The 21,364-nt window shown below is 48.0% G+C and carries 17 protein-coding genes and 1 pseudogene; 5 read left to right on the forward strand and 13 right to left on the reverse strand.

The annotated features are described in order from the left end of the window. Positions 1–8: 8 nt before the first annotated feature. The 7 genes from NYE28_RS20530 to iolA all read right to left on the reverse strand — a co-directional run bounded on the left by NYE28_RS20530 (position 9) and on the right by iolA (position 8,592). A complete protein-coding gene (locus NYE28_RS20530; RefSeq protein ID WP_015418570.1) occupies positions 9–1,043 on the reverse strand; it encodes a Gfo/Idh/MocA family oxidoreductase in 1,035 nt (344 codons plus the stop codon). 22 nt (positions 1,044–1,065) lie between these two features. Then, positions 1,066–2,361 (reverse strand): MFS transporter, encoded by a 1,296-nt coding sequence (locus NYE28_RS20535; RefSeq protein WP_032867917.1) that lies wholly within the window; start codon positions 2,359–2,361, stop codon positions 1,066–1,068. 12 nt (positions 2,362–2,373) lie between these two features. After that, positions 2,374–3,270, reverse strand: a complete 897-nt coding sequence (gene iolE, locus NYE28_RS20540; protein ID WP_012118844.1) for a myo-inosose-2 dehydratase — start codon at positions 3,268–3,270, stop codon at positions 2,374–2,376. A 15-nt stretch (positions 3,271–3,285) separates the two neighbouring features. After that, complete coding sequence (iolD, locus tag NYE28_RS20545) at positions 3,286–5,199, reverse strand: 3D-(3,5/4)-trihydroxycyclohexane-1,2-dione acylhydrolase (decyclizing) (protein WP_039253257.1); 1,914 nt, start codon at positions 5,197–5,199, stop codon at positions 3,286–3,288. A gap of 24 nt (positions 5,200–5,223) precedes the next feature. After that, on the reverse strand, positions 5,224–6,216 hold the full coding sequence (gene iolC, locus NYE28_RS20550; protein ID WP_007407838.1) for a 5-dehydro-2-deoxygluconokinase: 993 nt from the start codon (positions 6,214–6,216) through the stop codon (positions 5,224–5,226). Between the two features lie 23 nt (positions 6,217–6,239). Then, positions 6,240–7,055: a 5-deoxy-glucuronate isomerase gene (gene iolB / locus NYE28_RS20555; RefSeq protein ID WP_032867923.1), complete on the reverse strand. Its 816-nt coding sequence runs from the start codon at positions 7,053–7,055 to the stop codon at positions 6,240–6,242. 73 nt (positions 7,056–7,128) lie between these two features. Continuing rightward, positions 7,129–8,592, reverse strand: coding sequence for a methylmalonate-semialdehyde dehydrogenase (gene iolA / locus NYE28_RS20560; RefSeq protein ID WP_012118848.1), 1,464 nt, complete (start codon positions 8,590–8,592; stop codon positions 7,129–7,131). 446 nt (positions 8,593–9,038) lie between these two features. Between iolA and NYE28_RS20565 the strand changes: the two genes are divergently transcribed. From NYE28_RS20565 to NYE28_RS20580, 4 genes and pseudogenes are all read left to right on the forward strand, one after another. Further along, entirely contained in the window at positions 9,039–9,794 is a 756-nt protein-coding gene (locus tag NYE28_RS20565) for a DeoR/GlpR family DNA-binding transcription regulator (RefSeq protein ID WP_007614879.1), read from the forward strand. 77 nt (positions 9,795–9,871) lie between these two features. Beyond that, the gene (locus tag NYE28_RS20570) at positions 9,872–10,804 is read left to right on the forward strand and encodes an aldo/keto reductase (RefSeq protein ID WP_337681112.1); all 933 of its coding nucleotides are present in this window, start codon (positions 9,872–9,874) and stop codon (positions 10,802–10,804) included. A 115-nt stretch (positions 10,805–10,919) separates the two neighbouring features. Next, positions 10,920–12,048, forward strand: a pseudogene (locus tag NYE28_RS20575) (IS3 family transposase). Positions 12,049–12,190: 142 nt separating this feature from the next. After that, a complete protein-coding gene (locus tag NYE28_RS20580; RefSeq protein WP_032869301.1) occupies positions 12,191–13,579 on the forward strand; it encodes a sugar porter family MFS transporter in 1,389 nt (462 codons plus the stop codon). A gap of 42 nt (positions 13,580–13,621) precedes the next feature. Here the strand turns inward: NYE28_RS20580 and htpG are convergent, their stop codons facing one another. Together htpG and NYE28_RS20590 are read right to left on the reverse strand one after the other, a co-directional pair. Then, positions 13,622–15,502, reverse strand: coding sequence for a molecular chaperone HtpG (gene htpG / locus NYE28_RS20585; protein ID WP_025285538.1), 1,881 nt, complete (start codon positions 15,500–15,502; stop codon positions 13,622–13,624). Positions 15,503–15,673: 171 nt separating this feature from the next. Beyond that, entirely contained in the window at positions 15,674–15,922 is a 249-nt protein-coding gene (locus NYE28_RS20590) for a hypothetical protein (protein ID WP_007614882.1), read from the reverse strand. Positions 15,923–16,050: 128 nt separating this feature from the next. Between NYE28_RS20590 and NYE28_RS20595 the strand changes: the two genes are divergently transcribed. After that, complete coding sequence (locus NYE28_RS20595) at positions 16,051–16,872, forward strand: SDR family oxidoreductase (protein WP_007407847.1); 822 nt, start codon at positions 16,051–16,053, stop codon at positions 16,870–16,872. Between the two features lie 56 nt (positions 16,873–16,928). On the opposite strand, the gene NYE28_RS20600 is transcribed toward NYE28_RS20595, so the two are convergent. The 4 genes from NYE28_RS20600 to NYE28_RS20615 all read right to left on the reverse strand — a co-directional run bounded on the left by NYE28_RS20600 (position 16,929) and on the right by NYE28_RS20615 (position 21,234). Next, entirely contained in the window at positions 16,929–17,528 is a 600-nt protein-coding gene (locus NYE28_RS20600) for a response regulator transcription factor (RefSeq protein ID WP_007614886.1), read from the reverse strand. Beyond that, complete coding sequence (locus tag NYE28_RS20605; protein WP_025285539.1) at positions 17,525–18,661, reverse strand: sensor histidine kinase; 1,137 nt, start codon at positions 18,659–18,661, stop codon at positions 17,525–17,527. The genes NYE28_RS20600 and NYE28_RS20605 overlap by 4 nt, the downstream gene beginning before the upstream one ends. A 118-nt stretch (positions 18,662–18,779) precedes the next feature. Next, the gene (locus tag NYE28_RS20610; RefSeq protein ID WP_012118854.1) at positions 18,780–19,829 is read right to left on the reverse strand and encodes a fatty acid desaturase; all 1,050 of its coding nucleotides are present in this window, start codon (positions 19,827–19,829) and stop codon (positions 18,780–18,782) included. Positions 19,830–20,076: 247 nt separating this feature from the next. Further along, positions 20,077–21,234: a TetR/AcrR family transcriptional regulator gene (locus NYE28_RS20615; protein ID WP_136396738.1), complete on the reverse strand. Its 1,158-nt coding sequence runs from the start codon at positions 21,232–21,234 to the stop codon at positions 20,077–20,079. Positions 21,235–21,364: the final 130 nt, after the last annotated feature.

Below are 21,364 nucleotides of genomic sequence, written 5' to 3' on the forward strand. Positions count from 1 at the left end.
CCGATCTATTATTTGTTCACAGTCGTAAATGATTGGTAGAATGCCGGTTTCTCTTGCAGCGCCACAGGCTCTTTCTGTCCGGATTCCTGAGCTTTTACGCACGCGTCAGTTGTCACCGCGGCAATATAACCGTCCCATGCCGTCGGACCGCTGACTTCACCTTTATTCCGGATCGAATCAATGAAGTCTTGAATTTCCACATCATACGCAGCCACAAATCGGCGCTGCCAGTCCATCAGAATATCGGTGCTGAATTTCCCTTCTTTTCTCAAGCTGATGCTTGACGGTTCCGGAAGCTTGATAATGCCGTCTTCCCCGACGATTTCACATTGAATGTCGTAGCCGTATTTACAGTTCACGTAGATTTCGGCATTGATGACGATGCCGCCTTTTGTTTCGATGATGACCATCTGCGGATCTTTCAGATGCGGCAGCGCATTTTTTGATTTCTTCGGATAGATCACCTGTACGGATTCATAGTCGTCATTGACGAGCCAGTGGAGGACATCAATTTCATGAACGAGCGTATCGACGACTGCCATGTCCGTTGAATAATTGGATGCGACTGTCGGGTTGCGGTGCGCACAGTGAATCATCAGCGGCTCGCCGACCACGCGGTTGTCAATCGCTTCTTTCAGCTGAACGTAACCGCTGTCATACCTGCGCATGAAACCTACCTGCACCAATCGTTTTCCCGTCTTCATTTCTTCCTCGACAATGCGCATACAGCCTTCTGCCGTTGTCGCAAGCGGCTTTTCACAAAACACGTGCTTGCCGTGCTGAATCGCTTTCAAAACGCTGGACTCGTGAGCCGGGCCCCAGCTTGTCACTAAGACGGCATCCACATTTTCAGCAGCGAGGAGGCTGTCGTCATCAGGATAAACGGAGGCGTTCAAATTGAAATCCTGAACGGTCTGCTGCGCGGCCTCCTGATTCACATCTGTGACAGCGGTAATTTCCGCTCCGGACAGCTTATTTGTGATGCGGTTGATGTGCTCTTTTCCGATAGCACCGGTTCCGATAACACCTATACGTAAATTCATTGATCGCCACTCCTTCTGATAATCAAATAATGGTTCTCGTCTTTCTTTTCTCGCTGCCGTCCTGAGGAGCGCCGTACAGTTCCTCCTGTATTTGTTCAAGCGACTTGCCGGACGTATTCGGTGCGAAAACAAGCCCGATGATCATACTGGCCGTCACACATATGAGCAGAATACCGGCCATAAAACCGATGCCGAATTGTGACATGATGACCGGCACAAATAAACTCCAAATTCCGATTGAAATACGGACGAGAAAGAACATGAGCCCTTGTGCTGACGCTCTGTGTTCTGTCGGGAACAGCTCGCTTGCCCACAGCTGGTAGTTCGCCTGCTGGCCGGCTCCGTTATTGATGCCGATCGCTAAAACAAACAAAAGCAGCATCGGGAGCCCCTGAAACGGCAGTAAAAACAGCGACCAGCCGACAACGGCCATACATGCGCAGATTCCGAACACCGTTTTCCGATATTTATCTGCGAAAGGCATGAAGATACAGGCGACGCCGAGCCCGGTGAAGATAAACAGGGCCATCTGCAGAATGTTGGCCGTATTTGCGGATACGCCGCCGACCTGCTGGTAGATGTACGGCATGAAGAATCCCATGACGCCCGCGGCGAGATTCCATACGAGAAACACACCCATTAAAAACAAAATGTTCTTGAAAAATTTCGGCTGAAGCAGGTCAAAATAAGATGTTTTTTTCACGGCGGCAGGCCGCTCTTCACTGTTTTTCCAGGCATCCGACTCAGGTAAACGCTTTCTTATCACATATGTGATCAGGGCGATCACCAATAGATGCGCAAAGACAATTTTATTTCCTAAAAGCCCGAGGTCACCGACCAAAACGGATAACAGCAGAACCACAACGGCTCCTGCGGCCCACGCCACCTGCGCCACTCCGCAATGCCTCGCCCGGTTTTTCTCAGGGGCGTTTTCCGCGATAATGGTCCATGAAGCCGTAATATCCGCGCCTACAGAAATCCCGATAATCATGTATCCGCATAACAGCATGGGAAAGTTGAATCCAAACAAAACCAAACAAATTCCTAAGGCGTAGACGAGCATACTGTTTGTGTATACAGCTTTTCGGCCGACCTTATCAGCCAAATACCCGCCGAGCAGCGCTCCGATGGCCGCTGATATCGCGTTTGCGCTGAAGGCGCCGAGCAATCCGATCTGGCTGTCGGACAGCTTCAAGTAGCTGACCCACATAGATAAACCCGCTGATCCTGCCACGATGGAACCTGCATCAATGTAATTTGCTAATGCTGCGGCGATGGTCCTTTTGCTGAAAGCTGATTCCGCCTTGGCACTATTCATATAAGTCCCCCTCTAATTTGCAGGATCAAGCAGTTCACTGTCGATGTACTTTCTTGCAATCAGCGCGTACTCAAGCGGATTGGCGACTGCCGGGTCTTGTTCGGCTTCGATGACGATCCAGCCTGAATAATCATGACGGACGAGCGTTCGGTATACTTCGGTAAAATCGATGCATCCGTCGCCGGGAACCGTAAAAATGCCCTGTAAAAACGACTGCCTGAATGACTTGCCTTCCTGTCTGCACCGCTCCATAATGTCAAACCGCGCGTCCTTGAAATGAACGTGTCTGATCCGATCCATATGCTTGTTGAGAATCGTCATATAGTCTCCGTCCGAGATATAGGCATGGCCGGTATCATAAAGTAAATGGACATACCGCGGGTCCGTTCCATCCATCAGCCGGTCAACTTCTTCCGCCGTCTGGACGCCTGTGCCGAGATGATGATGAAACGTGAGGTCCAGCCCGTATTCGCCAGCGATTTTCCCGAGACGGTTCAAGCCTTGGCACAGCGTATCCCATTCTTCATCTGAGAAGTGCGGTTTTTCCTTAAATACATCAATGTCCAAGCCCTGAACGCTGTACGTCTGTTCAGAAACGATGGCGACATCCGCTCCGACTTTCTGCAAATAATCACAGTGTTCTGTAAATTGTTCAGCCATTTTTTCAATACCGTCTTGTATGATAAAGCTGCTGAACCATTTCCCCGCAATCCGCAAGTTTCGGAGAGCCAGCTCTTTATTGAGGACGGAGGGTTCAGGGAAAAACCCTCCCACTTCCGTACCTTGAAAGCCGGCGACAACAATATCGCTTAACAAATGCTGCAGCGTATTCCCGGCTCCGATTTCCGGCATATCGTCATTGCGCCACCCAATGGGAGCGATGCCCCACAGAATATCTTGTTTGCCCATCGTGATGCCTCCCCTCTAGTACTGCTTTGCAGACTTCAGCTTCGTCTCTTTCGCTTCGTATGCCCGCTGAACGCTTTCCTGCTCCGACACTTCCGCCACGCCGACATGCCACCAGCTGTCATAGCCGTCCGTCATCGTTTTCGGCAGAACCTTCATTTCAATTAAAGTGGATACGTCTTGCGTTTTCGCATCTTCAAGCGCCGCTTTCAGTTCTTCAACCGTATTGGCTCTGTATGTTTTAGCGCCGTAGCCCTCTGCCACCTTCGCGTAATCAACGTTTAAAATCTGATTGTCCTCTGTGCGGAACTCGCAGAAATAACTGCCGCTCCCGTGATCCATCTGCAGGTTGTTGATACAGCCGAATCCGGAGTTGTCAAAAAGCAGGACATTGATTTTTTTGTTATATTGAAGCGCGGTAATCAGCTCTGAGTGCAGCATCAGAAAGCTTCCGTCGCCGACGAGTGAATAGACTTCTTTGTCGGGATGGGCCAGCTTGAGGCCGAGCGTGCCTGATACTTCATACCCCATGCAGGAATAGCCGTACTCGAGGTGGTACGTATTCGGGACATTGGAATGCCACAGCCGCTGCAGATCCCCCGGAAGAGACCCCGCCGAGCTGATGACGACGCTGTCTTCAGGAATCGTGTCATTGATGGTCAACAGCGCCGTTGTCTGCGGCAGCTCAGTCTCGAGCGCGTCGGCATACTCGTTTAACACATCCTGTGAGAAATGGTTTTTAATTTCCGGTTCGAACGCGTCACGTGTAAAAGTGACCTTTCCGAGCCGGTCCCGTTCAGCAAGCCATTCATCTTTCCAGTCTTTAATCGCCGTGCCGAATGCACTTTTATATCCGTCTAATAAGCCGTGCAGCCTGCCGAGCGTCACTTTCGCATCGGCTACGACCTGAAACGCGTCAAGCTTGTAAGCCTGCATGCGGCTGACGTTGATATTCAAAAATTTTGCTTTGTCAAAATCAAACGCCGTTTTCGAGGATGTCGCAAAGTCCGTGTACCGTGTGCCGACACCGATGATCAGATCAGCCTGGCGGGCGGCTTTGTTTGCGGCGAGTGTGCCCGTGATGCCCATGCCGCCCAGATTGTTGGCGAAATCGGCTTCAACCGTTGACTTGCCGGCCTGCGTTTCGACAAGCGGAATGCCGTATGTTTCAGAAAGCGCGATTAATTCCTCACGCGCGCCGGAGTACTTCGCGCCGCCGCCCACTAAAATGACGGGACGGCTGCTCTCCTTAATTCTTTCCGCGGCGCCTTTCAGTTCACGCTCGCTCGGCTGCATCCGGTCAATGTAATGAACGCGTTTTTCAAAGAAGCTTTCATCAAAATCAAATGCTTCTCCCTCTACATCCTGAGAAATGCAGATGGTCGCCGGACCCGCTTTTGCCGGATCTGTCATCACTTCAAACGCCCGGATTAAGCTGCTCATCAGCTGCTCGGGGCGGGTGATGCGGTCCCAATAGCGGGACACGGGCTTTAACGCATCGTTTGTTGTGACGGCGGCACTGTATTCCTGCTCCACCTGCTGAAGCACCGGGTCAGGCTGCCTCGTCGCAAAGGTATCGGCCGGAAGCAGCAGCACCGGGATATTATTGGCCAGCGCCGTACCCGCGGCAGCCGTCAAGTTAGCGGCACCCGGACCGACCGATGTCGATACCGCGTAAATTTTTCTTCTCAGCATCTGCTTGCTGTATGCCATCGCGGCATGCGCCATGCCTTGTTCGTTTTTGCCTTGATAGACTTTCAGGTGCCCGGCGTCCTGCTCAAGCGCCTGCCCGATCCCCAACACATTTCCGTGGCCGAAAATCGTGAAGATGCCCTCAACGAACGGCTCTTCTTTTCCGTCAACATGAATGTACTGCCGGTTCAAGAATTGAATCAGCGCTTGTGCTGTCGTTAAGCGAATTGTCTTACCCACAAACGATCCCACCTTTTATACGTTCTATTTACCGTTAAGACTGTGCTGCGCTTCAATCAGTTCGATGATTTCACCGGCAGCCGGCATTGCTTCTGAGGAGCTGTGTTTGCTGACGACGATGGAAGCGGAAGCGCTCCCGTATTTTAAAGCCGTTTCAATATCCCGGCCGCTGACAAGTCCGTAGATGAAGGCGGACGCATAGGAATCACCCGCTCCGAAGGTCTTCAGCACCTTTGTTTTATAGGCATGCGCCCGGAAAACTTCTCCCGATCTGCTGTATGCGTATGATCCGTCAACGCCGTGCTTAATGACGACAAGGTCAGCGGAGTGCGCAAACAAATGGCGGACGGTTTCATCGTTATTTCCGCCGCTGCGGTTTTCCATTACGTCAAATTCGTCACGCGTACCGATGACGATATCGGATTGTTCCGCCACCAGCGTGTAGTACACGGCTGTTTCTTCTGCCGATTGCCATGTATACGGACGGTAGTCGAGCTCAAACACGACTTTTACGTCATGTTTTTTTGCGATATGCACCGCTTTTAAGACGGCTTCGCGCGACGGGCTTTTCGCAAGCGCCGTACCTGATACGAGCAGCATTTTCGCGTTTGCGATGTAGCCTTCATTGACTTCGGACGGCTCAAGATACAAATCCGCCACGTCATCCCGGTACATCAGGATGCTGCACTCTTCGGGACTGAGAATTTCCGTAAAAGCGAGCCCGGCTTTGCGCCCTTCTCTGTCAACGGTCATTTGTGACGTATCAACGCCCTTTCCCTGCATATAAGAAACGATGAATCTGCCGTGCTGATCGTCCGGGATTTTGCCGATAAAACCGGCTTTTAATCCGAGCTTGGCGCTGCCGATCGCAATATTTGCCGGGGAGCCGCCGACATATTTAGAAAACGTCATCGTTTCTTCCATCGGCCGGTTGTATTCCGCAGCGTTCAAATCAATACACGCGCGTCCGATCGCGACAATATCAAACTCTTTTTCTTCATTAAATGTATATTTCATCGTTATCTGCCACTCCTCACTTGTTAGCGTTCCAGGATCCATTCATGGGCCGGATCATTATGAAACTTCCATTTTCGTGTCGGTCCCGCCATTACATTCAGGTAGTAAGAGGTATACCCGTCCGGAACACCAACCGGGTGATAGCCCGCCGGCACGATGACAACGTTTTCATTTTCTGCGGTCATCGTCTCATCGATCGAGCGGTCGTCCGTGTACACACGCTGGAAGACAAACCCCTGCGGCGGGTACGTTTCATGGTAATAGGTTTCTTCTAAAAAGGATTCAGCCGGCAGATTGTCTTGGTCATGTTTATGAGGCGGATAGCTCGACCAGTTGCCGCTGTCCGTGTAAACTTCAACAACGAGAAGGCTGTTTGCCGATGGATCTGAATCGGGGAGAATATTATGAACGGTTCGTTTGTTTGCCAGCTTGCCGCGATGTTCCACACCGTTGTCTTCCGCTTTAATCAGCTTTGTCGGAAGCTGGTGTTCGGACGGAGAATAGCACAGCGCGACCCTCGCCCCGCTGACCGCTGTGATTTCAAAAGAGCGGTCATTGGACACATAAACGCTGTCCGTCGGTTTTCTTTCAAATACGCTTTCACGGGTGCCGATGCTTTCAAATGTCTGATCATAATCAGTGACGGTGATTTTTCCCGTTACCGCAACGATGCAGCACTCCGTCTTTTTCAAATCTTCTGTATATGCGGAACCGGGAGTGAGGTCAACGACTTTAAATCCGACGTATTTGAGGTCTGAATTGGCTGAAGTGACGTCATGTATGATGTTCACGCCTTGAGAAATCTCATCGGCCTGCGGTTTGCGCAGCAAATGACTCATGTTTATTCCTCCTTAATTGATGGTAAAAGAAAACCCGGACGGAATCACAAAGCCGTCCGGGCCGGCTGTCAGATCAATTGAAGTCAGGAGACGGGTATCGTGCCGTCACGACTTTTTTACGTGTATAGAAGTCGACGCTGTCCTTTCCGTTTGCGTGCAATGTGCCGAAGAAAGAAGACTTCCAGCCAGAGAACGGGAAGAATGCCATCGGCGCCGGCACGCCAAGGTTGATGCCGAGCATTCCCGCGTCAATATTCTCACGGAAGTAGCGGATCGCATTCGCATTTGAAGTGAACAGACACGCGCCGTTCGCAAATTCAGACTGGTTGGCGATGTCCACCGCTTCTTTTAAGTTTTTCACGCGGATGACCGACAGAACGGGCGCAAAGATTTCATCTTTCCAGATCGTCATATCCGTCGTCACGTTGTCAAAAATCGTCGGTCCGACGAAATAGCCGTCTTCCGTTGCGTTTTCACGCCCGTCACAAAGAAGTCTCGCTCCTTCTTCGATGCCTTTTTCAATATAGCTGTGCGTGCGTTTTTTGTTGTCCTCGCGGATGACCGGGCCTAAGAACACGCCGTCATCCAGTCCGTTTCCGATCTTGATGTCCGCTGCTTTTTCCTGTAATTTCGCCATAAACTCATCGGCGATTCCCTCTTCAACCGTCACAACCGCGCATGCCATGCAGCGCTCTCCTGCCGAACCGAATGCCGCGCCGATAATGTTTGTCACCGTATCTTCAAGGTGGGCGTCATTCAGCACGATCGTGTGGTTTTTCGCGCCCGTTAACGCTTGCACGCGTTTCAAATGTTCGCTGCCTTTTTTGAAAACATACTCGCCGACAGGTTTTGAACCGACGAATGAGATGGCTTTAATATCCGGATGTTCAAGAACGCCGTTTACGACGTCATGCGCGCCGTGCACGACATTGAAGACGCCCTTCGGCAGACCGGCCTGTTCAAACAGCTCTGCCAGTTTTTCCGTTAACAGCGGCGTGCGCTCAGACGGCTTCAGAATGAACGTATTTCCTAACGAAATTGCCATCGGGAACATCCAGCACGGGACCATCATCGGGAAGTTGAACGGTGCGATACCGCCGACCACCCCGATCGGATAGCGGTAGTTCGCCGCCTCTACATCCGTCGCGATGGAGGCAAGTGAATCGCCCATCATGAGTGACGGCGCGCCCGCTGCGAATTCGACGTTTTCAATTCCGCGTCCCACTTCACCGAGTGCTTCCGTCGTGTTTTTACCGTTTTCCAAAGTAATCAGACGGGCAAGCTCTTCTTTGTTCTGCTGGAGAAGCTGCTGATAGTTAAATAGAATTCTCGCACGGCGCGGCACTGCCGTCTTTGACCATGTTTGAAATGCCTCTGACGCTGAGCGGACGGCGTATTCCACATCCTCCCGCGTAGAAATCGGAACCTGGCACATCACTTCTTTTGTAGCCGGATTGATAACGTCTTCATATTGATCTGTCTTACTTTCAACCCATTCACCATTGATGTAGTTTTTCAGTTTTCTGATCTCTGCCATTCTCATTGCCTCCTTAAATAGTAAACATCCTGTTCAGCTGGATAATAACGGATGAATATATTCATCTTTTACATATAAAAGACATGATTTAAACGCTTACAAATGCTAAAATGATGGTGAATCCCAATCTTCCCATGTAAAAGTTGGTCATGTACCGGAAAAAGCAAACGGTTACATCTTTCACTTTTGATTTTACAGGTTATGTTTTGGTCATTTCTTGGTTACATTGTAAGCCCAACACATCTTCAAGTCAATCTAAAAAATCAAAATTTTTTCACATTATTTTTACCATACTTTTTTTGATCGGGAAAACAGGAACTTGGAGAACCGTGTCGAATCGGAGGGGATGATCCCTCTTTTTTATCATTTGTTAAGTAACTATTGATTAACTTCTGGTGTTTATTATATATTTTAATTACTTTAAGAATTCTAGAAGGAGTTTTTTTATGAAACTGATGCGGATTCAGGAGATGGAAGAATACATTCTCAAACACGGAGCCACTTCACTGGATGAGCTGTGCGAGGTATTCAACGTCTCTAAAAACACGGTCAGACGCGATATTAATAAGCTTGCGGAAAAAGGGGTTATCAAAAAGGTATACGGCGGCGTGACGTCAGCCGAAAAATCTGTGCTCGTCCCTTTTGAAAACCGCACCATTCAACATCAGGATGAAAAAATCAAAATCGCCCGCTATGCGTCACGGTTTATCGAGGATCACGATCTTGTATTTATTGATTCCGGCACGACGACCAAATCGATGCTGGAGACGCTTGATCCCGATAAGAATGTAACGGTTTTGACGAACAGCCTGGATATTATTAACGCGGCTTCATCCATGAAAAATATCGACCTGATCATCATCGGCAATAACTACAAACGGAAGACAAGGTCGTTTGTCGGCATTGATGATCCGAGCACACTCAATAAATACAACATTAACAAGGCGTTCATGTCCGCTACTGGGACAACGATCACCCACGGCCTGACGAATTCCGACTTACTGGAATACGAGGTGAAAAAGAGAATTTCCGAAAAGGCGAACGAAGTGTATCTGCTCGCGGATCATTCCAAATTCGGCAAATCCACGCTTTTGACATACGCGCCTTTCGACCGGCTTCACAGCATTGTCACTTCTCAGCAGCTCGATGAGGAATATACGAAGTATTGCCAAGAGCATCAAATCGACATTCACTTGGCATAGCGTTATAGTTAATAGAGAACGCTGCCGTATTTTTCCGGCAGCCGCTATGATATCCAATTTTTTCAGGGGGCGAAAACATGAGCAAAGTAACAATCGGCAAAACTGACCTAAAGGTATTTCCGATCGGTTTGGGAACAAATGCGGTCGGCGGACACAATCTCTATCCGAATCTGAATGAAGAAACGGGAAAAGAATTGGTTCGGGAAGCGATTAAAAGCGGCGTTACCATGTTAGATACCGCCTATATTTACGGTGTGGGCCGTTCTGAAGAATTAATCGGCGAGGTGCTGAAAGAATGTAACCGCGAGGATGTCTTCATCGCCACAAAAGCCGCTCACAGAAAAGAAGGCGATGACTTTGTTTTCGACAATTCACCGGCCTTTTTGAAACAATCGGTCGAAGACAGCCTGAAACGCCTGCAGACTGATTACATCGATTTATTCTACATCCATTTCCCGGATGAGCACACGCCGAAGGACGAAGCCGTTCAAGCGTTGAATGAGCTGAAAAAAGAAGGAAAAATCCGTTCCATCGGCGTATCCAATTTCTCTTTGGAACAGCTGAAAGAAGCCAATAAAGACGGCTTAGTCGACGTGATTCAAGGAGAATACAACCTGCTGAACCGTGAGGCGGAAAAGACTTTCTTCCCTTATACGACAGAACACGGCATCTCATTCATTCCGTACTTCCCGCTCGTATCCGGACTGCTGGCCGGCAAATACGACGAGAACACAACCTTCCCTGAAGGCGACCTGCGCAATGATCAGGCGCATTTCCAAGGGGAGCAGTTTAAAGAAAACATCAAAAAAGTCAACCAGCTCAAACCGATTGCCGAAAAGCACAATGCCGATACGGCGCATATCGTGCTTGCCTGGTACTTGGCGAGACCTGAAATCGATATCCTGATTCCGGGCGCCAAACGCGCGGATCAATTAAAAGACAACATGAAAGCAGCCTCCATTACGCTATCTGCTGAAGAAATCGCGTTTATCGACAAGCAGTTTTCCTAAGAAAAAAACACGCCTTTTAAAGGGACTGACCCCATAATATGAGACAAACAAAAAACACCTTCAAGTTTGAAAACGGATCGTTGTTATCCGAAATTAGACTTGGAGGTGTTTTTCTATGAGGGCAAGAGTGAGTTATCCGGTTGAAGTCAAACAGAAGGCTGTAGAAATGAGATTGGCGGGCGTGCCTGTGAAGGAGATCATGCAGGAATTGAATATAAAGAATAAGACGCAGGTGCAGACATGGGTCAGGTGGTATAAAGCTGGGGACACACATCGATTCGAACAACCTGTCGGAAAGCAATATTCTTATGGAAAAGGTCCAGAGTATTCTTCCGAATTAGAGAAACTGCAGGCAGAAAATCGTTATCTGAGACAACAGAATGAAGTGTTAAAAAAGTACAACGAATTGGAAAGGAAGCTGATAGCGAAACGCCAGTCGAGCTTGTAGAAGCATTGCGCAGCACAATGACCATAAAGGATATCTGTATTCATTTAGGTATCTCACGAGCATCTTATTATCGTTGGAAGAAGAATCTGATGAAAGATAACCCTAAATACCATTTAGAAAAACAAATCGGCACGTTGTGCCGAGAACACAAGTATCAGCCATATTAAAAAAGGGAATGCGTATGAATCATAAAACGGTTCAGCGCATTATGCAGAAGAATCAGTGGCAATGCCGGGTTAAGGTGAAAAAGCGTAAGAAGAATGGGCAGCCATATGCCGTGGCCGAGAATATATTGGATCGGAACTTTCAGTCTGATCGCCCTCTGGAAAAGCTAGTAACGGATATCACATATTTGCCTTATGGGCAGAAACAATTGTATCTTTCCAGTATATTGGATTTATACAATGGAGAAGTGATTGCTTTTACGATTGGCGATAGACAGGACACAGACTTTGTCTTACACACACTTGATCAGCTGCCCGCACTGCCAGAGAACTGTGTGTTACATAGTGACCAAGGTTCTGTTTATACATCTTATGAGTATCAGAAAGCTGTTAAAACAAAAGGCATTACCATGAGCATGTCCCGCAAAGGGACGCCCGCTGATAATGCCTCCATCGAATCGTTTCATTCCTCACTAAAGTCTGAAACGTTCTACCTCGACAGGTTGGAAAGCACTACGACGACCATCGTAGAACAAACTGTCGAAACCTATATACACTATTATAACAACATTCGTATTCAAACGAAACTAAACAACCAGCCGCCGGTCACATACCGACAGCTGGCTGCTTAAAGGTGTTTTGATCCCTGTCTCAAAAACGGGGGTCAGTCCCTAAATGGGGCGTGTTTTTTTATGTTTATATTTTTCTCTTCGGGGAATGAAATAGTTATCTAAATAAACTATTATGCGTTCCAAAAGATGAGGAGGATCATCTGTGAAGAAAAACACCAAAAAATACCTGATTTACTTTTTCGGAGCATTAGGCGGGCTGCTTTACGGCTATGACACCGGTGTGATTTCAGGGGCTTTGTTATTTATTAACAATGATATTCCTTTAAACACGCTGACCGAGGGATTGGTCGTCAGCATGCTGCTGCTCGGTGCGATTTTCGGGTCCGCATTAAGCGGGACATGCTCTGACCGATGGGGCCGGAGAAAAGTGGTTTTCGTCCTTTCACTCATTTTTATTATCGGCGCGCTTGCCTGTGCGGCTTCGCAAACCGTCACTATGCTGATTATCTCCCGTGTCATTCTCGGGTTAGCCGTCGGGGGCTCAACGGCGCTGGTTCCCGTTTATCTATCTGAGATGGCGCCGACGAAAATACGCGGAACGCTCGGCACATTGAATAACTTAATGATTGTAACCGGAATTTTACTCGCATATATTGTGAATTACATATTCACCCCGTTTGAAGCTTGGCGCTGGATGGTCGGTCTCGCCGCAGTACCGGCGGCGCTTTTATTAATCGGAATCGCGTTTATGCCGGAATCTCCGAGATGGCTCGTCAAACGCGGCCGTGAGAAGGAAGCCAGACAAGTCATGGAAATGACCCACGACAAAGAGGATATCGCCGTTGAATTGGCGGAAATGAAACAAGGTGAAGCCGAGAAAAAAGAATCTACACTCGGCTTGCTGAAAGCCAAATGGATCCGCCCTATGCTGCTGATCGGGATCGGCCTCGCCATCTTCCAGCAGGCGGTCGGTATCAACACGGTGATTTACTATGCGCCGACCATCTTTACAAAGGCCGGACTCGGCACTTCGGCGTCCGTTCTCGGCACGATGGGCATCGGTGTCTTAAACGTCATCATGTGTATCACCGCCATGATCTTAATTGACCGGATCGGCCGGAAAAAACTGCTGATGTGGGGAAGTGTCGGCATTACCTTGAGCCTGGCGTCACTATCAGCCATTCTCCTTCTGGCCGGCCTGTCAGCTTCAACAGCATGGCTGACCGTGCTGTTTCTCGGCATCTATATCGTCTTCTACCAGGCGACATGGGGTCCCGTCGTATGGGTTCTGATGCCGGAGCTATTCCCGTCAAACGCACGCGGAGCCGCAACCGGATTTACGACATTGATCCTGTCGGCAACCAACCTGATCGTTTCACTGGTATTCCCGCTTATGCTGAGCGCCATGGGCATCGGCTGGGTATTCGGAATATTCTCAGTCATTTGCCTCTCATCCTTCTTCTTCGCCGCTTACATCGTTCCTGAAACGAAGGGCAGAAGTTTAGAAGAAATCGAAACGCACTTGAAAAAACGGTTCTCCTTAAAGAAGCGCAGCAAACAAAATCAAATTCTTAAACAGCGCACACTGTAACAAAAAAAGGAATCGCCCCCGCTGGGCGATTCCTTTTTGGCGTCATACCATAACTTTGCAGATGTCATTCGTAAATTCGACCGGATCATGGATCGGCAGCCCTTCAATCAGAAGCGCCTGATTGTAGAGAAGATTTGTGTATAATGCCAGCTTTTCCCGATCTTGTCCGTGCGCGTTCTTTAACGTCTCAAACACTTCGTGATTCGGGTTGATTTCCAGCACTTTTTCCGCTTTGACCTGCTGGCTGTCAGGCATGGCGTTTAATACTTTTTCCATTTCGATCGTCACTTCGCCGTCTGTCGCAAAGCATACCGGATGGGATTTTAAACGTTTCGACGCTCTGACGTTCTTTACTTTATCCGCAAGAATCTCTTTCATGCTTTCGAACAGGTCTTTATATTCGTTCTCTTCGGCTTCAGTCTGCTTTTCATCCTCATCACTGTCGATGCCTAAGTCGGCGCTTGATACGGATTTGAATTCTTTTTCCTCATAGCTTGTCAGCATTTTGATCGCGAATTCATCAATATCTTCCGTGAAGTATAAAATTTCGTAGCCTTTGTCCGCCACCATTTCAGTTTGCGGCAGCTTTTCAATCCGCTCATATGAATCGCCGGACGCGTAATAGATATATTTTTGATCCTCAGGCATTCTGGACACATATTCGTCCAGAGTGACGAGCTTTTTCTCCTTAGATGAATAGAAGAGAAGCAGATCTTTTAAGACATCTTTATTCGCGCCGAAATCATTATAGACGCCGAATTTGAGCTGTCTGCCGAAAGATTCATAGAAAGATTCGTATTTTTCTCTTTTGTTCTTCAGCAGGCTCTTCAGCTCGGCTTTGATTTTTTTATTGATGTTTTTCGCAATCAGCTTCAGCTGGCGGTCGTGCTGCAGCATCTCTCTGGAAATGTTCAGCGACAGATCCTCAGAATCGACCATGCCTTTTACAAAACTGAAATGGTCCGGAAGCAGGTCGGCGCATTTGTTCATGATCAGCACGCCGTTGGAATACAGCTCCAATCCTTTTTCGAATTCCTTCGTATAATAGTCAAACGGCATGTTTTCCGGAATAAACAAAATCGAATTGTAGCGCACCGCTCCATCGACGCTGATATGCACATGGGTCAGCGGTTTATCAAAGCCGTAATGCTTCTCGGCGTAAAAAGCCTCGTAATCTTCATCCGTCAGCTCGCTTTTATTTTTTCTCCAGATCGGCACCATGCTGTTGACCGTCTGTTCTTCCTGAACTTCTTCAAATTCGTTCTCGCTGCCCTCTTTCGGCTTGTTGACCGTCTCTTCCATTTTGATCGGGTAGCGGATAAAATCAGAGTACTTTTTCACGATCGCTTTGATGCGGTAGTTTTCTAAAAACTCATCATAGCTTTCATCTTCTGTGTTTTCTTTTATTTGCAGGGTGATTTCCGTACCGACGGTTTCTTTGTCACACGGCGCGATCGTGTAGCCGGCAGCCCCTTCCGACTCCCATACATACGCCTCGTCACTGCCGAGCGCCTTACTTTTCACCGTGACTTTATCAGCCACCATAAACGCCGCATAAAATCCGACGCCGAACTGGCCGATAATGTCATGGCCATCTTTCGTGTCATTTTCTTGCTTGAAAGCGAGTGAACCGCTTTTCGCAATCGTGCCGAGATGCTGTTCAAGCTCGTCTTTTGTCATCCCGATACCGGTGTCTGTGACGGTGAGCGTTCTCGCTTCTTTGTCCGCCGTCACTTTTATGTAGTAATTGTCTTGATCAAACGTTAATGAATCATCGGTTAACGCCTTGTAATAGATTTTGTCAATCGCATCGCTCGCGTTGGAAATTAACTCGCGGAGAAAAATTTCCTTCTGCGTGTAAATGGAGTTAATCATCATGTCCAGCAATCGCTTGGATTCTGCTTTAAACTTTTTTTTCCGCACTTCAGATCTCTCCTTTAATTATGCTTTGATGTTATGTAAAATCTTTTCAGCATCTATTTATCATATACAGTGACAATTGTCAACTAGGATTAGCAGATGCATATATTGTAAATTTAACATGTTAATGGATTCATTTCACCCATTTTATCAATAAAAAAGAGAGAATGTTGATCATCCTCTCCTCTCTGCTTCTTTCCGGCGGCCGAATTCCTTCTTCATCCATATGTATGACGGGTAGAAAAACAAACTAAATAAGATAAGAGATCCCAAGTTTCGCAAAGACTCATGCAGAACATTTCTTACAGTGAGAGGAAATATGATGTCCTGAAATAGAATAGAGATAACGGTGTAAATCACAAATCCCATAGGAACAATGGCATAACAATAAAACGCTATCTCCTTCTTATGCTGTATCTTCAAAATATGTAAACCTCCCAATGATGTATATACATAATATTAACATATTTAATAGGTATTTAGAAACAGACCTCCGTATGTTTATCCCCCTATTCAGCGGGAACAGATATAAAAAAAGGAGGAATCGCAATATGGGAAGATTAACAGACAAAACCGCAATCATCACAGGGGCCGCGACAGGCATCGGACAAGCGACGGCACGGGTTTTCGCCGATGAAGGCGCCCGCGTGATCTGCGGTGACATCAATGAAAGCGAACTGAATGAAACCGTCAGCGCCATCAGAAAAAACGGCGGAGAAGCAGAAGCCTTTCACCTTGATGTATCAGACGAAGAAAACGTAAAGTCTTTTGCGGACGGCATTCAGCAAAAGTACGGAACAATTGATATTCTGTTTAACAATGCCGGTGTTGACCAAGAGGGCGGAAAAGTCCATGAATACCCGGTCGACCTGTTTGACCGGATCATCGCCGTCGATCTGCGCGGCACATTTCTTTGCAGCAAATACCTGATTCCGCTCATGCTCGAAAAAGGAGGCTCCATCATCAACACCTCCTCCATGTCCGGCCGGGCCGCAGACCTTGACCGCTCAGGCTATAACGCCGCAAAAGGCGGAATCACGAACCTGACGAGAGCGATGGCCATTGATTACGCCAGAAGTGGAATCCGCGTCAATTCCTTATCGCCGGGGACGATTGAAACGCCGCTCATTGATAAATTGGCAGGCACGACAGAAGACGAAATGGGCGAAGCGTTCCGTGAAGCCAACAAATGGATCACGCCGCTCGGCCGGCTCGGAAAACCGGAAGAAATGGCAGCCGTCGCGCTCTTCCTCGCTTCAGACGACAGCTCTTACGTCACGGGAGAAGACATCACCGCAGACGGCGGCATCATGGCATACACTTGGCCGGGAAAAATGCTGATTGATAAGAAGTGGAAGGAAGAGACGGAGTGACGGTGAAAAAGAAACAAGCCAGTGCAAAAACACTGGCTGAACAAGCTGAGGGCGGGTTACTTAAACCAGCCCTTTTCCTTTGATCTGGTAATGGCTTCAATTCGATTTTTCACTTCTAATTTATCCAGGATCATCGAAACGTAATTGCGGACTGTGCCGCTTTTGATGCTGAGGGCGTTTGCGATTTCTTTCGTGTTTTTTCCGTCTGCGACAAGCTCGAGCACCTCTTTTTCCCGTTCGGTCAGCGGGTTTTCTTCACTATAGATGTCCTCCATTAATTCAGGTGCGTAGACGCGTCTTCCTTTCATGACGCTGCGGATGGCGCTGACGAGCTCATCGCTCGGGCTGTCCTTGAGCATGTACCCGCTGACGCCTGCTTTTAGCGCCCGCTGAAAATAGCCGGAGCGGGCAAAGGTCGTCAAAATGATGATTTTCACACCGCTGTCCTTGAGCTCTTCTGCCGCTTCAAGACCTGATTTCCCGGGCATTTCGATATCCATCAGACAGATGTCGGGCGCATGTTTTTCCACGAAATCGATGGCATCCTGGCCGCTTGTGCCTTGGCCGACAACCGTCATATCCTCTTCTAAATTCAACAGTGAACCGAGTGCGCCGAGCAGCATTTGCTGATCCTCGGCAATGAAGATGTTGATCATCTGCTACCATCCTTTTCTTTTGATTTTGAATCATTCGGGATTCTCATGGTCAGCTTTGTTCCGGCGGCTGTATCGATGGCTAAACTGCCGTTTGCGAATTCAAGACGTTCCCTCATTCCAAGCAGGCCGTGCCCCTTTGAAAAAAAGCGATCTTCTTTGCATTGAAAGCTGCCGTCATCTTCCACCGTAATGACAACCTCTTTCCAAAGCTGCTGAATGGTGATGCGGCATACTTTGGCGCCGCTGTGCTTCACGACATTGGTGACGGCTTCTTTTATGCACATGCTGACGATGTTTTCGTTCAGCAGAGAGATATGTTTTGGCGCTTCTTTTTCTTCATACACAAATTCAATTCCTGCCGCTTCAAGAATTTGCCGAACATTGCCGAGCTCATCCTTCAATCGGATGCCTTTCATCGATGAAACGATTTTTCTGACCTCATTTAAGGAGGTGCGGGCCGTCTGCTGCACGCTTTTCAGCTCAGTGCGGGCCTGTTCGGGGTCCTTGTAAATCAGCTTTCGGGCGAGGTCGCTTTTCAGTCCGATTAAGGAGAGCTTTTGTCCAAGTGTATCGTGAAGGTCCCGGGCGATTCGCTGCCTTTCTTCCAGCTTCACAAGATCGGCGATTCGCTCATTTGCATATTCTAATTTCTCTTCAAGGCGCTCCCGTGCCTTTCTGCTTCGAATGCTGAGCGGGAGCAGGATGGCACTGATCAGTGTAATGACGATAAACGGTATTTGTGTCAAAAACCACCCTTTTTTCAGAACAAGGCTGAAGTTGACGGCAACCGCCGCACTAATGATATGAATGTAATATAAGATGTAAAATGGAACTTTGTCTCGGATATGGCCGATGAAGTAGGCGATAAAGAAGGCGAAGTAAATATAGCTGAACAGCATAACTGAGCCGGTCGAAATGCCGATCAGAAGAAGCGCCCATAAGTAAAGCGGCCAGCCTTTTGCAACAAATGCGAAGCGGTATGCGCCAAAGAAAACAAGTGTGAAAATGATGCCGGCCACGATGACAAAGGTAGAAGAGCTTTTAAAAATAAAATAAAAAGGCAAGATGAAAAAAATCATCCATATATAAGGAGAAATCCCATTCAGTTTTTGAAATTTAAAATACTTCTTCATCTTTGTTCCACCTTCTGCTGCTTGTGTCTACCATCACTTTATCAAAACACCGCCTTCATTGCATCCTCACGCATGAAGAGAAGGCCCTTTCTGATAAGAGAAAGAGCCGCGCGCCATATCAGGCATTTTTCTTTAAAGGTTCTTTCGGCACCGGATGGGGCGCCGGTTTTTTCCGCGCCTCCCGAAAGGTGACAAATTGCTTTTCGTCCTCATCCCACAGACGGAATTTCATGGATTCAAGACTTGTTTTAAGCGTAATGGTCGGTACGTTTTTTAAAGGCTCGTGCCCCTCATGAGCGGCTTCCAGCTTGTAGTTCGGCACTTTCGGGCTTAAGTGGTGGACATGATGGTAGCCGATATTGCCTGTCAGCCATTGCAAAAGCTTCGGAAGCTTGTAAAAGGAGCTTCCTTCTACCGCAGCCTGCACATAATCCCAATGCTCATCGGCTTCAAAATAAGAATCCTCAAACGTGTGCTGAACATAAAAGAGCCAGACGCCGATTGACCCCGAAATAAGGAAAATCGGACCTTGAACAAGCAAAAAGTTTTCCCAGCCGACAAGCAGGCACGTCGCAGCAGCCAATAAGACAATCGCCGCGTTCGTGAAATAGGTGTTCCAGCGCTCCTTGCGGCGGGCGCCTTTTACATTGAAACGGTTTTGAATCAGAAATACGTAAATCGGGCCGAGAATAAACATAATAAACGGATTGCGATAAAGTCTGTAGCGTACTTTTGTCCAAGCTGACGCTTCGTTGTATTCCTTGACGGTCATCATCCAAATATCGCCGGTGCCCCGTTTATCTAAGTTGCTGCTTGTCGCATGATGAATGGAGTGGCTGCGCTGCCATTGAAGGAACGGAAACAGTGTCAGCACACCTGAAATAAACCCGAACAGCCGGTTCAGCTTCTTTTGTTTGAAAAAGGATTGGTGGCAGCAGTCGTGGAAAATAATAAAGATTCTTGTCAAAAATCCCGCTGCTATAACAGTAAAGGCGAGGGTCAGAAGATAGGAGACATTGAGGCTGAAGTAAGCAAGAAACCAAAGGGCAAAAAACGGCACAAACGTGTTGAAAAGCTGATTGACACTATGCTTTGTATCGGCACCGGAAAATGCAGCAACCTGCTTTTTTAAAGATGCTTGTTTTTGAGTTGCGGCGTGATTGGTCATGAATGTCATATCCCCTTTTTTTTATTATGATTCCAAGTATACCGAGGCGCTCGCGGCGGTTGTAGTAGCAGCCATCATGCCCCGAATATGACATTTGTCATGTTTGGCGGCAGAATGCTGATCAGGCGGCATATGGAAGGTATCTTTTTTATGAGGGATAAAGCCGGACACTTCATATCGGCACTTCTCAATGAAAACAGCAAAAAAGAACCCGGCCTGTTTTCGGCTGAGTTCTTTTTCATCATCCTCACAGCAAAATCACCCGATACTTCTTTACATCCAAAAACTGCAGAAACTCCCGGGCCAGCATGTCCGGCGCGTGGTCTTTTCCTTCATGAAGACGATATTGAATCAAGCCGGCGAGCATGGACGCGACATAATATGCATAGAGTTTTTTGCCCGCCTGAATGTGCAGGGGCTGATGAAGATAAAACGATTGCAGCGCTCTGAACATTTCCGGAATGACGTCAGGCACTCCGGAGCCCTCTCTCAGAAAATGGACGAGCGGCAGGCCTTCCGACAGTGCCGAAAAGAGACGGACGAGCGCGGCTTCCGCTTCTTCCATGGAGCAATCGGCAGGCTCTCCTTTTACCGTCAATAATCCGATCAGATCCCGGCATGATTGATGGATGATCGTTTTCAGCAATGCTTCTTTGTTGGCGTAATGGTCATAAAAAGTGGCACGGCGGAGGTTGCTTTGACGGGCAATATCGGAAATCGTAATCGCCGCGTACTCTTTTTTTTCCGCCATTAAGCCGATCATGGCTTCTTGCAAGGCCTGCCTCGTTCGGGTCACCCGGCGGTCGGCGGGCTTTTTTTCTTCTTGTTCCGGCACCCGGCGGCCAAACAGCCAGTAAAACCGTTTTTGAGAAATCAAATCCCACACCTGTCCGCTGATCGCTTCCGGGGATGCCCCGGGCTCCTCATTCAGCCAGTACAACACAATGGCATACGTGTATAAAGCGCGGTAATGAATGTACATATCCTGTTCAGTCGGTGAGAAATCCGCATTGACCGGTGACAGCAGCACATCATGCCGGAACACATCTTTTAAAAAAGCATGAAAGTGAAAATAGGGCATTTTATTGCGGTCCATCATCGTTTGAAAAAACACCCGATGCCGATCAACAAAAGACAGGGTCGGATGCACTTTTTGCCATCCGCCATGTAAATGAAGCACATCTTTATTCTTTAGCGAATCATACAGCGCTTCGCTCAGCCCGTCTTTCATTTCTTCCTCTATATCCTCTAAAATCGCATATTTATCTTCGTAATAAAGGTACAGTGTCCCCCGGCTCACATGCGCCCGTTCGGCGATGTCCTTCATGGTCACACGGCGGATATCCCGCTCTCCAAGCATGGCCAAAAGCGCTTGTTTGATGTCAGTTGTCACAGAATCCGGCATAAGAGACACTCCTTCCATTAGACAGATCACCGCAATTTGTACGGTAACGTATAGATGTGTTTACGCTGTCTTTGCCGCAAAAACACATCACATTATAATAGGCCCTGAAGAAACAAAAAAGCAACCAGAG

The organism is Bacillus sp. FSL R5-0443 (assembly GCF_038608285.1).
In the GTDB taxonomy this organism is placed as follows: Bacteria; Bacillota; Bacilli; order Bacillales; family Bacillaceae; genus Bacillus; species Bacillus velezensis.

Coding starts and splice junctions, on each gene's coding strand:
- NYE28_RS20530 (WP_015418570.1), bottom strand. CDS start 1,043: ATGAATTTACGTATAGGTGTTATCGGAACCGGTGCTATCGGAAAAGAG.
- NYE28_RS20610 (WP_012118854.1), bottom strand. CDS start 19,829: ATGACCAATCACGCCGCAACTCAAAAACAAGCATCTTTAAAAAAGCAG.
- NYE28_RS20595 (WP_007407847.1), top strand. CDS start 16,051: ATGGGAAGATTAACAGACAAAACCGCAATCATCACAGGGGCCGCGACA.
- NYE28_RS20600 (WP_007614886.1), bottom strand. CDS start 17,528: ATGATCAACATCTTCATTGCCGAGGATCAGCAAATGCTGCTCGGCGCA.
- NYE28_RS20535 (WP_032867917.1), bottom strand. CDS start 2,361: ATGAATAGTGCCAAGGCGGAATCAGCTTTCAGCAAAAGGACCATCGCC.
- NYE28_RS20605 (WP_025285539.1), bottom strand. CDS start 18,661: ATGAAGAAGTATTTTAAATTTCAAAAACTGAATGGGATTTCTCCTTAT.
- iolA (WP_012118848.1), bottom strand. CDS start 8,592: ATGGCAGAGATCAGAAAACTGAAAAACTACATCAATGGTGAATGGGTT.
- NYE28_RS20565 (WP_007614879.1), top strand. CDS start 9,039: ATGAAACTGATGCGGATTCAGGAGATGGAAGAATACATTCTCAAACAC.
- NYE28_RS20615 (WP_136396738.1), bottom strand. CDS start 21,234: ATGCCGGATTCTGTGACAACTGACATCAAACAAGCGCTTTTGGCCATG.
- iolE (WP_012118844.1), bottom strand. CDS start 3,270: ATGGGCAAACAAGATATTCTGTGGGGCATCGCTCCCATTGGGTGGCGC.
- NYE28_RS20570 (WP_337681112.1), top strand. CDS start 9,872: ATGAGCAAAGTAACAATCGGCAAAACTGACCTAAAGGTATTTCCGATC.
- iolC (WP_007407838.1), bottom strand. CDS start 6,216: ATGAAATATACATTTAATGAAGAAAAAGAGTTTGATATTGTCGCGATC.
- iolB (WP_032867923.1), bottom strand. CDS start 7,055: ATGAGTCATTTGCTGCGCAAACCGCAGGCCGATGAGATTTCTCAAGGC.